Source organism: Amycolatopsis sp. NPDC058278, from assembly GCF_042881395.1.
Classification (GTDB): Bacteria; Actinomycetota; Actinomycetes; order Mycobacteriales; family Pseudonocardiaceae; genus Amycolatopsis.
In genome coordinates this window covers 1-13,486 of record NZ_JBHVXZ010000189.1, presented here as the reverse complement: position 1 = coordinate 13,486, position 13,486 = coordinate 1, and the positions used below count along the sequence as shown (strand labels likewise).

16 protein-coding genes and 1 pseudogene are annotated in these 13,486 nt (G+C 71.3%); 8 read left to right on the top strand and 9 right to left on the bottom strand.

All coding sequences use genetic code 11. From position 1 onward, the window contains the following. Positions 1-12: 12 nt before the first annotated feature. Both ACFVYA_RS46965 and ACFVYA_RS46960 read right to left on the bottom strand, forming a co-directional pair. Complete coding sequence (locus tag ACFVYA_RS46965) at positions 13-1,494, bottom strand: non-reducing end alpha-L-arabinofuranosidase family hydrolase (RefSeq protein ID WP_387054737.1); 1,482 nt, start codon at positions 1,492-1,494, stop codon at positions 13-15. Between the two features lie 262 nt (positions 1,495-1,756). Further along, a pseudogene (locus tag ACFVYA_RS46960) lies at positions 1,757-2,038 on the bottom strand (non-reducing end alpha-L-arabinofuranosidase family hydrolase); the annotation flags it as partial. Between ACFVYA_RS46960 and ACFVYA_RS46955 the strand changes: the two are divergent. Beyond that, positions 2,010-2,582: a dihydrofolate reductase family protein gene (locus ACFVYA_RS46955; protein WP_387054736.1), complete on the top strand. Its 573-nt coding sequence runs from the start codon at positions 2,010-2,012 to the stop codon at positions 2,580-2,582. The pseudogene ACFVYA_RS46960 and the gene ACFVYA_RS46955 sit on opposite strands and share 29 nt — an antisense overlap. 96 nt (positions 2,583-2,678) lie before the next feature. Further along, positions 2,679-3,131: a hypothetical protein gene (locus tag ACFVYA_RS46950; protein WP_387054734.1), complete on the top strand. Its 453-nt coding sequence runs from the start codon at positions 2,679-2,681 to the stop codon at positions 3,129-3,131. A 31-nt stretch (positions 3,132-3,162) separates the two neighbouring features. Here ACFVYA_RS46950 and ACFVYA_RS46945 read toward each other — a convergent pair whose 3' ends face one another. Beyond that, complete coding sequence (locus ACFVYA_RS46945; protein ID WP_387054732.1) at positions 3,163-3,771, bottom strand: TetR family transcriptional regulator; 609 nt, start codon at positions 3,769-3,771, stop codon at positions 3,163-3,165. A 100-nt stretch (positions 3,772-3,871) separates the two neighbouring features. Between ACFVYA_RS46945 and ACFVYA_RS46940 the strand changes: the two genes are divergently transcribed. Next, a complete protein-coding gene (locus ACFVYA_RS46940) occupies positions 3,872-5,005 on the top strand; it encodes an FAD-dependent oxidoreductase (protein ID WP_387054730.1) in 1,134 nt (377 codons plus the stop codon). After that, positions 5,002-5,619 carry a DUF3159 domain-containing protein gene (locus tag ACFVYA_RS46935; protein ID WP_387054728.1) on the top strand — a complete coding sequence of 206 codons (618 nt, stop codon included), beginning with the start codon at positions 5,002-5,004 and terminating at the stop codon, positions 5,617-5,619. The genes ACFVYA_RS46940 and ACFVYA_RS46935 overlap by 4 nt, the downstream gene beginning before the upstream one ends. Positions 5,620-5,646: 27 nt before the next feature. Here ACFVYA_RS46935 and ACFVYA_RS46930 read toward each other — a convergent pair whose 3' ends face one another. The 3 genes from ACFVYA_RS46930 to ACFVYA_RS46920 are packed head-to-tail and all read right to left on the bottom strand — an operon-like array spanning position 5,647 to position 8,233. After that, a complete protein-coding gene (locus ACFVYA_RS46930) occupies positions 5,647-7,146 on the bottom strand; it encodes a DUF6461 domain-containing protein (protein ID WP_387054725.1) in 1,500 nt (499 codons plus the stop codon). Between the two features lie 21 nt (positions 7,147-7,167). After that, entirely contained in the window at positions 7,168-7,521 is a 354-nt protein-coding gene (locus ACFVYA_RS46925) for an SgcJ/EcaC family oxidoreductase (protein WP_387054723.1), read from the bottom strand. Between the two features lie 4 nt (positions 7,522-7,525). Further along, the gene (locus ACFVYA_RS46920) at positions 7,526-8,233 is read right to left on the bottom strand and encodes an SDR family NAD(P)-dependent oxidoreductase (protein WP_387054721.1); all 708 of its coding nucleotides are present in this window, start codon (positions 8,231-8,233) and stop codon (positions 7,526-7,528) included. 123 nt (positions 8,234-8,356) lie between these two features. Here ACFVYA_RS46920 and ACFVYA_RS46915 point away from each other — a divergent pair, with 123 nt between their 5' ends. Next, a complete protein-coding gene (locus ACFVYA_RS46915) occupies positions 8,357-9,277 on the top strand; it encodes a LysR family transcriptional regulator (protein ID WP_387054719.1) in 921 nt (306 codons plus the stop codon). A gap of 50 nt (positions 9,278-9,327) precedes the next feature. On the opposite strand, the gene ACFVYA_RS46910 is transcribed toward ACFVYA_RS46915, so the two are convergent. Continuing rightward, entirely contained in the window at positions 9,328-10,572 is a 1,245-nt protein-coding gene (locus ACFVYA_RS46910; RefSeq protein ID WP_387054717.1) for an MFS transporter, read from the bottom strand. A 53-nt stretch (positions 10,573-10,625) separates the two neighbouring features. Between ACFVYA_RS46910 and ACFVYA_RS46905 the strand changes: the two genes are divergently transcribed. Next, a complete protein-coding gene (locus ACFVYA_RS46905; protein ID WP_387054715.1) occupies positions 10,626-11,384 on the top strand; it encodes an AraC family transcriptional regulator in 759 nt (252 codons plus the stop codon). Positions 11,385-11,448: 64 nt separating this feature from the next. On the opposite strand, the gene ACFVYA_RS46900 is transcribed toward ACFVYA_RS46905, so the two are convergent. Then, entirely contained in the window at positions 11,449-11,919 is a 471-nt protein-coding gene (locus ACFVYA_RS46900) for a YdeI/OmpD-associated family protein (protein ID WP_285990155.1), read from the bottom strand. 93 nt (positions 11,920-12,012) lie between these two features. Between ACFVYA_RS46900 and ACFVYA_RS46895 the strand changes: the two genes are divergently transcribed. Further along, positions 12,013-12,378 (top strand): EthD family reductase, encoded by a 366-nt coding sequence (locus ACFVYA_RS46895; RefSeq protein WP_387054713.1) that lies wholly within the window; start codon positions 12,013-12,015, stop codon positions 12,376-12,378. A gap of 28 nt (positions 12,379-12,406) precedes the next feature. On the opposite strand, the gene ACFVYA_RS46890 is transcribed toward ACFVYA_RS46895, so the two are convergent. Further along, positions 12,407-12,991 carry a hypothetical protein gene (locus tag ACFVYA_RS46890; protein WP_387054711.1) on the bottom strand — a complete coding sequence of 195 codons (585 nt, stop codon included), beginning with the start codon at positions 12,989-12,991 and terminating at the stop codon, positions 12,407-12,409. 147 nt (positions 12,992-13,138) lie between these two features. Here ACFVYA_RS46890 and ACFVYA_RS46885 point away from each other — a divergent pair. Next, positions 13,139-13,486: hypothetical protein (locus tag ACFVYA_RS46885; RefSeq protein WP_387054709.1), on the top strand; the 348-nt coding region annotated here is incomplete at its 3' end.

Sequence of the window (13,486 nt, the reverse complement as noted above, 5' to 3'; positions counted from 1 at the left end):
GTTCCCGAGCGGTCAGCGCTGCAGCGTCAGCACACCGGGCTTGTAGGGCAGGAGGCCGTAGTCCAGGCCGTCGGAGCCCGGATCGCGCCCCTGATAGAGCAGCTGCAGGTTGCACGGGTCGATGGTCTTGGTCTGGTCGGGGTTGGTGCGGACCAGATCGCCGTGGCTGATGTCGTTGGTCCACGTGGCACCGCTGTTGGCCTTGCCGGCGAAAGGATTGCTCTCGGTCGCGGCCTGCGGCGTCCATGAGCCGCCCAGGCTGGTGGCGGTGAACGACCGGAAGAAGCGCCGCTCGTTCGTCCCCCGCGCCTCGACGAGCATGAGGTACTGGTTCTGGCCCTGGACCTTGTAGACCTCGGGCGCTTCGAACAGGTTCAGGGGGGTGTCGCTCATGATCTTCGTGTACGACGAACCGAAGCTGCCCGGGAAGTTCCCGATGGGCATGGTGGCGCGGTAGATGCCGCCGTTGTCGTCGGCGAAGAACAGGTACATGTTCGTGTCGTCGCCGATGATGGTCTGGTCGATGGGCGCTCCACCGGAGATGGTGCCGGTGAACAGCGTCTGCGGGGCGGACCAGCCGTTGGGGTTGGTGGGGTCGCTCGAGGTGCGGTAGGAGAAGGTCGGCCCGCCCCACTGGTAGGCGAGCACCCAGATGTTCTTGGGGGCGAAGTAGAACAGCGTCGGCGCGACGGCACCGATGGACAACGTGTTCTGGCCGGCGGTGGCCATGTCGGACCAGTTCGTGAAGGGGGCGAAGCTCATCGATCCCCAGCTCGATCCGGTGTCGTGCGACGTGCCGTAGACGACGTGCTTGCCGTTGTAGACGACGTTGGTGAAGTCCTTGAGCGCGACCCAGCCCGACTTCGGGTTCGCCAGCGGGCCGGTGGACGACCAGCGGTACGACGACGGCAGCGTGCACGTGCCGCTGCCACCGTCGACCTTGACGAGCTGCCACTGCTGGTTGTTGCCGCTCGCGTCGCTCCGCTGCTCGACGCCGGCGCCGTCGGCCGTCGAGGCGCCCTGCACGCCGGCCACCTTGCCGCTGTTGCGGTTGACCAGCCGGACGTACCCGCCGGCGGAGTCGGCGAGGCTGAACTGCTGGTTGGCGCCGTTGCCGTCGGTCCACTGCACGATCGAGGCACCATCGGCCGTCGACCAGTTGAAGACGTCGAGCACCTTGCCGGAGTGCCGCGCGCGCAGCCGGTAGTAGCCGCCGCCGGAATCCACGAACTGGAACTGCTGGTTGGTGGCGTTGGTGCGGCTCCACTGGATGAGGCCGGCGCCGTCGGTGGTGGACGCGCCGTTGACGTCGAGGGCCTTGCCGCTGTTGCGGTTCAGCAGGACGTACCAGGCGGCGGTGTCCACAGTGGCGGCCGACGCCGTCGTGGGGGCCACCGTGAGCAGCCCGCTCACGACGGCCACGACGACCGCGGCGGCCGACCCCGCCCGCCACCGGCGGCGCCACCTCGCGGCGCGCGCGAATCCAAGCGACATGGCATCTTTCCTTTCGTCGTGGGGACCGCCGGCAAAAGTGTTAGCGTTAACATTTTGCGGCGAACACGGTGGGGAAATCACCGAGGATGTGGGGGATGGGTGGTCGACCGGCGGTGCGGCTGAGCGCAGTACGAGGACTGTGAACGATAACGCCGGTCGCGTCAAGATGTAACGCGAAGGTTTCGGGTCGGTCAAGAAGGTGGTGTACCCGTCGGCCGGGGGAGGACCCGCTCCGGTGCCGGAGGCGGTCCGCGCCACCACCTTCGCCGTGGCTGATGTCGTTGGTCCAGGTGGCACCGCTGTTGGCCTTGCCGGCGAAGGGAGTGCCTTCGGTGGCGGCTGATTGGTTCCGTCGAGGTCCGTCCACTGCTGGACTTTCGGGAGCCTTCAAGAGACGAGGGCCGAGGCCGCACGGAGTCCGGGACCCGGTTGTCGAATCCGGCGTCGCGCGTTCGACGTACGGGTGAGAGCGGCGCGGGTCGTGCCGCCGCCGGCGGTTCGGAGAAGGGAATGAAATGACCAGGACACCACTGCGGCTGTACATGTCCATGTCGGTCGACGGGTACATCGCGGGCCCGGACGACCGGCCGGGTCAGGAACTCGGCCGCGGCGGAGGGCGGCTGTTCGACTGGCTCGACGACCGGATGTCCGAAGGCGTCAACGGGCAGGTGTACGCCGAGGCCGCGTCGACCGGCGCGGTGATCTCCGGCCGCCGGACGTTCGAGCTGGCCGGGCGCTGGCAGGGCGACCACCACGACGGCGTGCCGATCCACGTCCTCACCCACACCATCGACCCGGCCGACGAGCCGCCCGGCAGCGCGAAGTTCTACACCGACGTCACCGCGTGCGCGGTCGAGGCCCGCGAAGCGGCGGGAGAGCGAGCGGTGCTGGTCCACGGCGCGGGAGCGGCGCGGGCCCTGCTCGCGGCCGGCCAGCTCGACGAGCTCGAACTGCACCTGGTCCCCGTCCTGCTGGGCGACGGGCGCCGCCTGTTCGAGCCGGCCGGAATCGGCTGCGTCGAACTGGAACCCGTCCGGCGGCTCACCGGCCGCGACGCCACGCATCTGCGTTACCGCGTCGTCCGTTGAGCTTGGCCTGCTCCCGCGCTGGTGGTCCTTCGCCGGCCTGCCGTCTCCCTGGGGGTAAGCGGGGCGCGGAGGCGTCGCTTCGACATAATCGGGGTCATGCCGTTGTTCGACTACTTCCGCGCACCCGACGCCGACGCCGTGCAGCGGGTGATGAGTGCCAGTGACGGGTGCTCTCCGATGGGCGAGGTGTTCGACGGTGTCGACGCGAAGGGAATCGATCCGACGGTCGTGCTGGGCACGATGGTCGCGGCGATCCGCAAGGTGCCGTGGAGTCCGGACCTCGTTGAGCAGAAGCTGGTGTGGCCACCGGGTGGGGAGCAGGACCTCGACCACGAGGGCCCGTGGGTGGCCGAGCTGAACACTTCGGCGCGCGACGTGCTGGCCGAGGCCGGCGATCTGCCCCGGGTGGCGCAGGAGTGGGCACGGATCGAGGAACTCGGCGGCCACCTCGACGTCGGGGACGCGCAGGCGTTCATCGAGACGATGGTCGGGCTCGCGCGGCGGGCTCGGGAAGCCGATGAGCTCCTGTACTGCTGGATGAGCCTCTAGGGCGTAACACGCCACCGGCCGGGGAAAGCGCTCACGACGGCGCCGTGGGGCCGGTCAGGCAGTGCTGTACCAGCGGGCCGAACCGTTCGACCAGTTCGTCGACGGAGGAGGACGCGATCGGTTCGATCCGCATGATGTACCGCGCCACCGTGAGTCCGAGGATCTGGACGTTGACCATGGCGGCCCGCAGTGCCGCGTCGGGCGTGCCGAGCAGCGCCGCCAGCCGGTCGGTGATTTCGCGGTCGATGAACTCGCGCAGCAGCGCTTCGGACCGGGCGTCGGTCGGTGCCGATCTGGTCAGCATCACCAGGGGGGTGCGGCCGGACTTGTCGAGGTTCTCCACCAGGGTGCGGACGATGCGCTCGCCGATCGTGTCGAGGTCGCCGGCGAAGATCGACTCGATGGCCGGGGGGACGGTGCCGGACATCTCGACAGCGGCGCCGAACAGGCCCTGCTTGGTGCCGAAGAAGTAGAACACCATCGCCGGGTCGACGCCCGCCGCGGTGGCGATCGCGCGCACGGTCGTGGCGCCGTAACCGTGCTCACCGAACAGTTCACGCGCGGTCCGGAGGATCCGCTGCTTGCTCTCCGCGCCGGACCGCCAGCGTCCGGGGCGGCCGTGGGTGTCGTCTTCCGTCATGACCACCGCAGTCTAGCACCCTTTCTTCATCAGCTGGTGGAGTTTTGCCCGAACCCGTCGTAGCGTGTTCTTCATCGGATGGTGAAGAAATGGTGCGGACATGAGGGTGATCGTGATCGGCGCCGGTCTCGGCGGCCTGACGCTGGCCCACGGGCTCCGCCGGGCGGGCATCGACGTCGCGGTGTACGAGCGGGACGGCGCGCGGGGACGTCCGCAGGGCGTGAGCCTGCACGTCGACGACCGGGGCGCGGCGGCCCTGCGGGCGTGCCTGCCCCCGGCGCACGCCGCGATGGCGGAGGCGACCACGGGAGGGCCGCGGGAGCAGACCCTGACCCTGTCCGATGTGGAGGGAGAGCTGACCGTCGTGGACACCCGGCCGTCCGACGGTTCGGCCGGCCGGGCGCGGCCTGGCCGGCAGGTCCACCGGCCGTTGCTCCGGGCGGTGCTGCTGACGGGGCTGGACGACGTGGTCCGGTTCGGCGCGGAGTTCACGCGGTTCGAGCGGCGCGCCGATGGCACGGTCCGGGTCTTCTTCGCCGACGGCGCCGCGGTCACCGGGGACGTACTGGTCGGCGCGGACGGGGCCGGTTCGGCGGTTCGGCGCCGGTACCTGCCGGGCGTGCGGGTGGCCGACACGGGACGACGCATGATCATGGGCGCGACTGCGCTGCGAGCGGTGGCCGGCACCGGGTTGCCGGCGCTGGTCGGCGACAACCCGGCCGTCGCGCGGGTGGGCGGCACGATGATGGCGCTGGGCGTGCTGCGGTTCACCCGGCGGCCGGTGGCCGCGCGGGAGGAGTTGCTGCCCGCGCTGAGTTCCCGCGCTGTCGTCGACGCCGAGGACTACGTGATGTGGGCGCTGCCCGGCACGCCGGAGCGGCTCGGCTCGCCGGCCACGGTGTGGCGGCGGGCCCAGGACCTGGCCGCGGGCCTGCACCCGACGCTGCGGCTGATCGTCGCCGAAGCCTGGCCGGACCTCACGGCCGCGCTCCGGATCGGGACGATCCCGCCGATGCCCGCCTGGCCCGCCAGTCCGGTGACGGTCATCGGCGACGCCATCCACCTGGCCCCGGGTTTCGGTGCCAACCTGGCGATGCGGGACGCGCACCGCCTCGGCGAGGCGCTGGCCGAGGCGGACCGCGGCCGGCTCGACCTGCTCGGCGCGATCGGCGCCTACGAGGACACCATGCGCCGCACCAGCTTCACGCCCGTCGCGGCGAAGGCGAGCGCATGAGCCTCGATGTGCTGACCCGGAAGTCCCTGTCGTTGTTCGACGCGGTGGGCGGCTGGCGCACGGTCGTCGAGAGCGTCGTGTCCCGGGTGGTGTTCCTGGTCGCCTCCCTGCTGACCGGCCGGGTGTGGACCGCCGCGCTGATCGCCGTCGGCGCCGTGGCGGTGCTCGGGGTCGTGCGCGTGTGGACCGACCGGCGCCCCTGGCCGGCGGCGATCGGGCTGGCCATCGTCGGGGGCTCCGCCCTGCTGGCCGGGACCACCGGGCAGGCGATCGACTTCTACCTCCCGGCCGTGGTCATCCAGGCCGTGCAGGGGGCGGTCTTCCTGCTGTCGATGCTGGTGCGGTGGCCGGTGGCCGGGCTGGTGGTGGGCGCGGTGCGCCGCGAACGGTTCGGCCGGCGCCACGATCCGGCGGCCCGGCGGCGCTACCAGCTGTGCACGGCGGTGTTCGTGGTGAAGTGCGCCATCGCGACGGCGGTGCTGATGCCGCTGTACGTGGCCGGGCAGACCACCGCCCTCGGCATCGCCGCCACGCTGCTGGGCGGGGCGCCCTCGGCGGGCGCCTGCCTCTACCTGTGCTGGCGGATACTCCGCGAAGACTCGCCGATTGCCTAGGCTGCGCAGACAACGGGACCCGCGCCGTCACCCAGGACGGAGCAGTGTGTGGTGCGCGTCGAGGCCCTCCGGGGTGAAGGCGATGCCCGTGACGGCCTCGCCCAGCGCGAGCAGCCACGGAGCGGCGTTGCCCGCCGGTGCCGGCAGGGAAGTGGTGAAGGGAGCCAGGGGCGCCGGGACGTCGCCTTGGCCCGGCCGGATCACGGCGACGTCGTGGCCGGGCCGGGCGTAGTAGGCCAGCTTGTTGCCGCGTGTCTCCCAGCCGATGTTGAGCACTGTCGTGTGTGGACGGAGGGTGTCGACGACCCGGTGCGCGAACGGGCTCCGGTTGAACGCGATCGCGATCGTCCAGTCGTTCTCACGCCGCAGCGCGACCTGTTCGGTGTCGGTGAGGGACACCGGTCCGGCGCCGAACGGGATGGCGCCGAACGCCGCCGCGACGGTGTCGAGCGGGGCACTTCGCGCGTAGGTGATGGACGCGGCGAGGCCGAGCCAGTGATCGGTGATCCACGCGTGCCGTTCCAGCGGGCCGCCGGTACCGGCACGGGCGCCGTCCGCGCCGGACGGGGCCGGTGGGTTTCCCAAGAGGTCAAGGAAACCGGCGAGCATCGGCGCCGGATCCCGGCGGTCCAGCTGCTGGGCGAGTTCGGCCGCGTCGATCGTCTTGAACGCGGCGGTCAGCGGGTTCGGCGCGGTCCGCAACGCGCGGATGGCGTCCAGGGCGACGAGCCGGAGGCGGTCGGCATCCGATGCGTGGCCGCCGTAGCCGCTCCAGCCTGCCTCGTAGCGGGCCATCCGGATCAGTTCGTCGAACTCGACGTCGCCGCTGGGTACCCCGGCCGAGGCGGCCACTTCGCCGACGGCGGCACGGGCGACCGCCAGCAACGGCTCGTCCCCGGCGCGATGCAGGGCGGCGGCGAGCACCGGGTGCCGGTACTCCAGCGACTCGAACCCGGGCGTCACCGGGTGCACGTCCTCGAGGTGTTCCGCGATCGGCGCGACGAGGACCTCGCCGGACAGCCAGTCTTCGCTGAACGGCTGCCCGGTGACCCGGGCGGCGAGCAGGAGCAGGCCCGTCCGCCGATGACCTGCCTCCCAGTCGATCTCGGCGACCAGCGGCGCCAGGCAATCGGGGTCCTCGCCGTCTTTCGCCGAGCCGGCGCCCGCTTCGAACGCCGTCTTGATGCGGCCGTCGGCGGCGTAGCTGAACCTGGTCAGTGCCTCGACGTTCCAGAAGGCGCTCACCGTCTCGCCCAGCCGCGACACCCGGCGCAGGACCTCGGGCCGGGAGCCCTGGAAGCCGTTGGTTTCGACCGCGACGACGTACTCGCCCCGGCGGCACACGGCGACCGCGTACGCCTGGCCGAGCTCGTCCCCTGCCTCCGCGAACGAGACGGTCCGGGCCTCGCCCGCCATGCCGCCGAAGCCGCGCACCACGGCGTCCACGTCCGTCGTCTTCACCATGGTCACACAGGCGGCTTCACCCAGCGGGCTCGTCGACAGCCAGTCGAAATCGTCCTCGGTCACCACTCCTTTCTAGCGGCCCTTTCAGAGCCGCGAAACCTGGTAGTGGGCGATCAGCCAGCGGTCACCGGCGCGGCGGACGACCACGCTCAGGTGGACCGGGAGCGTCGGCCGATCGGTGAAGGCGAAGTCGACACTGGCATATCCGAGGACCACGTCTTCGGCCAAGCGGCGGGTCTCCACGATCCGGTAGTCCGCCGTCATGCCCCGTGGCTGGGAGTCGTAGTACGCCGCCACGCTTTCCCGGCCCACGCTGTACGGGTGCAGGCCCTGGAAGATCGCGTCCTCGGTGAAGATCTCCGCGACGCGCTCGGGCTGGTGCGCGTCGACCGCCGCCTTCCAGGCGTCCAGCACGGCGCTGAGGATTTCGGTGCTCATGGCGTCAATGCCCCGCGCTCTGGCCGCCGTCGACGTGCAGGATTTCGCCGGTGACGAACGGGGCGCCTTCCAGGTAGACGACCGCGTCGACGATGTCGCCCGGGTCGCCGATCCGCCCGACCGGGTGCAGGGCGGCCAGGGCCTCGTGCGTCGAAGCCGGGTGCATCGGCGTGCGGATGATGCCCGGAGACACGGCGTTCACCCGGACGCCGCGCGTGGCGTACTCGACGGCCAGGGACTTCGTCACCGAGTTCAGGCCGCCCTTGGTCAGCGCCGCCAGCGCCGAGGGCACCGCGCTGTTCGCGTGGTCGGTCAGGCTGGTGGTGACGTTGACGACGTGCCCGCCGCCGACCTCGAGCATCGCGGCGATGGCGCGCTGGGTGACCTCGAAGAAGCCACGCAGGTTCACGCCGGTCACCAGGTCGAAGTCGGCGTCCGTGTAGTCGGTGAACGGCTTCGCGACGAAGACGCCGGCGTTGTTGATCAGGGTGTCGATGCGGCCGAACTCGGCCAGGGCCTGGTCGATCACGTGGGCGCCGACGGCCGGGTCGGCGATGTCGCCCGCGACGGCGAGGATCCCGGCATCGCCCGAGGGGGTGATGGACCGCGAGTTCGCGACCACGGCGTAGCCGAGCTTGCGGTACGCCTCGACGAGGGCCGCGCCGATGCCCTGCGAAGCGCCGGTGACGACGGCGACCTTCTGGGTGCTCATTTCCGTTGACCTCCTTGGAGTTGGTGCTTCCGAAGCCGATGGTGTGCCGGACCCGGGTGCTTCGCCACGACCGGTTCGCTCTCACTTGAGAGGCGCAACCTCCCACCGCACTAAGCTGCCGCCATGGAGCTACGCCAGCTTCGGTACTTCGTGGCCGTCGCCACAGAGCTGAACTTCGGCCGGGCCGCCGAACGGCTGCGCATCGCCGGGCCGTCCCTGTCCCAGCAGATCAAGGCGCTGGAGCGGGACCTCGGTGTCCGCCTCTTCGACCGCGACCGCCGTTCGGTCACGCTGACCGAATGCGGGGAAGCACTGCTGCCCCAGGTCCGGGCGCTGCTGGAGCAGGCGGACGAGCTGCGCCGGTCCGCCGCCGGGATCGCGGCGCGCGAGCCGGTGCGGCTGGGCTACGTGAACTGGCGCCCGGCCGACCTGCTCGACCGGGTGGCGGGTGTCGCGCACCTGCACGTCGACACGTGGGTGCTGCCTTCGCACACCCAGCTGCGCCGGGTGGCCGACCGGAGCATCGACCTGGCGATCTGCTGGGCGCGGGCCGCCGACCTGGCGGAACTCGGTCTGGAAGCCCGCCTGATCGGCGCGGACCGGCTCTACGCGGTCGGCACCGGCACCGCCGAGGTCGCGGCCCGGGACGTCGTCGTGCTGGTCGACGCCGACACGGCCAGCTGGGCGTCGTGGAACGCCTACGCCGAGGAGTTCGCCAGGGCGACGGGCGCCGAGGTGGTGCACACCGAGGACGGCGGGTCCACGGGCCCGGCGCTGTTCGACCACGCCCGCCGGCTGCGGCGTCCGGTGCTCAACAACCCGAAGGGCCAGACGACACCGGTACCGCCGGACCTCGGGCGGCGGCCGGTGGTCGACCCGGCGCCGTTCTGGACGTGGTCCCTGGTGTCCCGCCGCGACGAGACCCGCCCGCCGGTCCGCGCGACCATCGCGGCGCTCACCCGGGACGTCGGCTCCCTGGACCTCGGTACCGGCTGGCTGCCCGCCGACGACCCGCACGCCGCCGAGCGGAGCGGGCCCGCCTGACGGGCGGGAACCGCTCCAACGCCGTGTCCAGAGGCTCAGGGTGGGCGCCGTCAACGACCAGCCGGCGTGTAGCGCCAGAACGACCTCACCAGGACGGCGCCGGCCATGACGAGCACTACGCACGTCAGCGCGCTTCCGGACCAGGCCACGGTGAGTGGTAGCGCCGAGGCCATGATCCCGGCGCGGAGGTCGCCGAGGCGGGGACCGCCGGCGACGACGACCGTGTACACGCCCTGCAGCCGGCCGCGCATCCGGTCGGGGACGGCGGTTTGCAGGATCGTCTGCCGGTACACCGCGCTGACGAGGTCGGCCGCACCGGCGACCACGAGCAGTGCCACCGCGAGCCACAGGCTGGGGGCGAGCCCGGCCAGCGCGACAGCGCCCGCCCACACCGCCACCGCCGCGGCGAGGGCGGCGCCTTGCCGCCGCACCCGGCCGATCCAGCCGCTGGACAGCCCGGCGAGGACCGAACCGATCGCGATCGAGGAGTACAGCAGGCCGACTCCGCCGTGCCACCGCGTCTCGGCGGCTTGGGGGAACAGGGCGGTCGGCATGGCCAGCACCATCGCGGCGATGTCGAGCAGGAACGACATCAGCAGGACCCGGCGGCCGGCGAGGAAGCGCAAGCCGTCGAGGACCGACCGCAGCCCGGGGCGGCCGAGGGGGTCCGCCGCGGGCAAGGCCGGGAGCCGGAAGGTGGCGTAGAGCGCGGCGGTGAACAGGACCGCGTCGGCGCCGTAGGCGTAGCAGAACCCGTTCGGGAGTCCTAAAAGGACCCCCGCGACCAGCGGTCCCAGCACCTGCCCGACCGTCGAGGCGGTGTAGCTGAGCGAGTTGGCCGCCGGTACCAGGCCGGGCGGGACGAGGGCCGGGGTGATCGCGCCGCGGACCGCGGACGACACGGCGAAGCCGCCGGACTGCACGGCGACGAGCGCGAGGATCAGTGGTACGGACCCGATTCCGGCCAGCGCCTGGGCGAGCAACGCGAGCGTGACCGTCCAGGTGAGCGCCGAGGAGGCCAGGTACAGGCGACGCCGGTCCACGGCGTCGGCGACCGCGCCGCCGTAGAGCCCGAACACGAGGATCGGGACCAGCCCGGCCAGTCCGGCGAGACCGACGTCGAACGAAGAGTGCGAGAGGTCGTAGATCTGCACCGGCACGGCGACTTCGGTCACCACCGTCCCGACCACCGCGGCGCCTTGGCCGGCGAAGGTCCGGCGGACCACCGGGTCCGCCAGCGGCCGCGTGTCCACGGCGACCCGGCGCAGGCGGTTCTTCGGCGAACTGGTCGTCATGCGCTCACGTTCGCAGCACCGCCGGCGCCGCACTTCCGATAATCTGTCGACTTGTGTCAGAAAACCGCCACCAGCACGCGGCCGGGCAGGTCATCGAGCGGCACCGGCACGAGGAACACCAGCTGGTGTACGTCATCCGGGGCGTGCTCGCGGTCCGGACCGACCGCGGCGCGTGGGTCGCCTGCGCCGACCGTGCCGTCTGGATGCCCGCCGGCACCTGGCACGAGCACCGCGTCTACGGCGCCTCCGAGGTCCTCACCCTCATGTTCCCCGTCCGCGACGCGCCGTTGGACGGCGGCGCGCCCACGGTCGTCGCGGTCAGCGCCCTGCTGCGCGAACTGCTCCTCGCCGCCACCGAACCCGGCCTCGGCACCGACGAGGCCTCCCGGCTCCACGCCGTGCTCCGCGATCGCCTCCGCCGCGCCCACGACCAGCCGCTGACCCTGCCCGAGGCCCGCGACCCCCGGCTGGCCCACGCCTGCCGGCTCGTCACCGACGACCTCAGCCGGCCCCGCACGACGGCGTGGCTGGCCCGCCGCACCGGCACCAGCGAGCGCACGCTGTCCCGGCTGTTCCGCCTCGAGTTCGGCACCACCTATCCGCAGTGGCGCACCACGACCCGCGTGTTCCACGCGATGGTCCAGCTGGCCGAGGGCGCCAGTGTCACCCAGACCGCACACCGCTGCGGCTGGGCCACACCGAGCGCGTTCGTCGAAACGTTCACCCGCACCATGGGCCGCACACCCGGCAGCTACCGGGCCACGCCACCGCAGCGTCAGCCACGGGAACACCCGCCTCGCGGGAGTGGATGAGAGCCGCGCTCGGCGGTACGCGGAGACGAGGTCGTGGACGGCGTTCTACCGGCGCAGCTCACCGTCACGGCCGTGGCCGCTGTTTGATCCGCGCCGCGAGGAGGTCGACCACTTCGGCGATCCGAGCCGCGCGGAGATCCGGACGGCGGGTGGTCGCGTCGATCCAGCGGAGGTAGGCCTTGCGGTAGAACTGCGCCAGCGTGTCGAAGAAAGCAGCGGCAGCGGGGTTTTCGGCCAGTGCCGCGGCGACGTCGTCGGCGAGATCTCCGCGTTGGGGACCTTCCGGGGCCAGCTCGACGGTCACTTCGGTGCCGATCGTGACGCCTGCGTCGCGCAGCCACATCGGCGTGACGGTCAACGACCATCCACTGCCGGTCGGGGCCAGTCTTCCGCGGACCCGCCTGCCCTCGATCGTGCCGCCCACCGGATGGTCGGCCTTGGCGCCCCACGTCCGGTCCGGGTCGAAGGGCACCGCGATGATCGCGCGGTCGCGCGGACCGGCGGCGATGACGGCGCGAAACTGCTGCGAGCTCACAACCGCGATCGTCTCACAGCTGTCGACGTCATGGCCTCCGCGCCGCAATGCACTTGATCTTGGCGTGGCGCCTGATCTACCGTCCACCTCGCGTTGATCGCGCACTCCGGGGTGTTGTGGTCGCTCGCCGCCGAAACGGAGGTTGTCGTGCACAAGCTGATGGTCCTTTATCCCGAGCCCGCCGATCCCGACCACTTTCGCGACTATTACGTGAGCACCCACCTCCCGCTGGTCACACGCATGCCCGGCCTGCTCGCGTGGCGCTACAGCTTCGAGGTGGCAGCGACGCAGGGACAGACGCCGTACTTCGCGGTTTTCGAGGCCGAGTTCGCTGACGCTGCGGCAATGACCGCGGCGAGGGCGTCTCCGCAGGGCAAGCAGGTGACTGCCGATGTCGCCAACTACGCCACCGGTGGCGCGGTCGTCATCCACTACCCGGTGCAGGACGGCACCTGCTGAGCCCGGCCCTGAGGCACCCTCGGAATGCTCAGAAGCCGGAAGGGTGAAGGGAAAGCCAGTCGGTGTGACGGTGCTTCAGGGCGTCGCGTTCACCGGTTGTGGGCAGGAGGATGTCGGCTCCTCCGTCGTAGGGGTGGTGAACGCGGTCGAAGGCGAGACTGGTGATCATCACGCCGCCGGTGACGTAGTCGGCCGCGGCGCGGAGCAGATCGTCCACGAGGCCGGGTCGCCAGGGCCGGCAGTTGACGTAGAGGTGGGTGTAGCCGACGAAGTCGGGGTCGGGTTCGTCCTCGTCGGTGAGCATGGACGTCCAGTGATGTGCTCCGGGGTTCCAGAGCGTGTGTTGTGCGGACGGCGCCGGGACTTCGGGGGTGTCCGACCAGTCGGCGGTGATGATCCGGACCTCTTGGCCGTGGAACAGTTCGTCCAGCACGGTGTTGTAGCGGTGGAGCACGATGTCGTACTCGGCTTCCGTGCCGGGATAGCGCTGGGATTCGGGCAGGCTGTGAAAACGCACCCACCGGTCGCGGTAGGCCAGTTTCAGCTCATCGGCGAACGGACGGCACTCGGGCCACTGCTGCCGCCACAGGGTCGACAGGGCGTCGTCCGGCACGTGATCACCTTTCGCATGAGCAGTCTCGTCGACTCCAGACCGGGGCGGCCGAGCCCTCTGAATCTACGCGCGAGTTGATCCACACGCAGCCGGTTATCCGTTCTTCCGGGGATTCGCCGCGGATTCCGGCTAAACCGTTCGGCCGCCTTGCTCGCCGGTGCGCTGCCTGCCGTTGCCGCGGACGCGGCACCGAACGTTCACGTCGTTTCGACGCGGTTCGACAAGCTCGGCTACCGACCCGGTGACGCCGCCACAGTCACCTACAAGTTCGCGAACTGGGGCTCCGCCGACGCCGTCAAGGTCGTCAACGACAGCGGCGGCAACGGGGACCCGTGGGAGCTGAAGGTCACCGACTGGGCCGGCGTCGGGTACGACCAAGAGGGGATCACCATCGCCGCGGGCCAGACCGTCACTGTCGTCCTGCGCGGCATCGTGCCCGCCGCGGCCGCGAACGTCGGCCGGGTGAGCATCGCCTACGGCTTCACCGCGCAGAAC

Coding starts and splice junctions, on each gene's coding strand:
- ACFVYA_RS46945 (WP_387054732.1), bottom strand. CDS start 3,771: ATGACGGAAGACGACACCCACGGCCGCCCCGGACGCTGGCGGTCCGGC.
- ACFVYA_RS46950 (WP_387054734.1), top strand. CDS start 2,679: ATGCCGTTGTTCGACTACTTCCGCGCACCCGACGCCGACGCCGTGCAG.
- ACFVYA_RS46935 (WP_387054728.1), top strand. CDS start 5,002: ATGAGCCTCGATGTGCTGACCCGGAAGTCCCTGTCGTTGTTCGACGCG.
- ACFVYA_RS46920 (WP_387054721.1), bottom strand. CDS start 8,233: ATGAGCACCCAGAAGGTCGCCGTCGTCACCGGCGCTTCGCAGGGCATC.
- ACFVYA_RS46955 (WP_387054736.1), top strand. CDS start 2,010: ATGACCAGGACACCACTGCGGCTGTACATGTCCATGTCGGTCGACGGG.
- ACFVYA_RS46910 (WP_387054717.1), bottom strand. CDS start 10,572: ATGACGACCAGTTCGCCGAAGAACCGCCTGCGCCGGGTCGCCGTGGAC.
- ACFVYA_RS46965 (WP_387054737.1), bottom strand. CDS start 1,494: ATGTCGCTTGGATTCGCGCGCGCCGCGAGGTGGCGCCGCCGGTGGCGG.
- ACFVYA_RS46925 (WP_387054723.1), bottom strand. CDS start 7,521: ATGAGCACCGAAATCCTCAGCGCCGTGCTGGACGCCTGGAAGGCGGCG.
- ACFVYA_RS46915 (WP_387054719.1), top strand. CDS start 8,357: ATGGAGCTACGCCAGCTTCGGTACTTCGTGGCCGTCGCCACAGAGCTG.
- ACFVYA_RS46940 (WP_387054730.1), top strand. CDS start 3,872: ATGAGGGTGATCGTGATCGGCGCCGGTCTCGGCGGCCTGACGCTGGCC.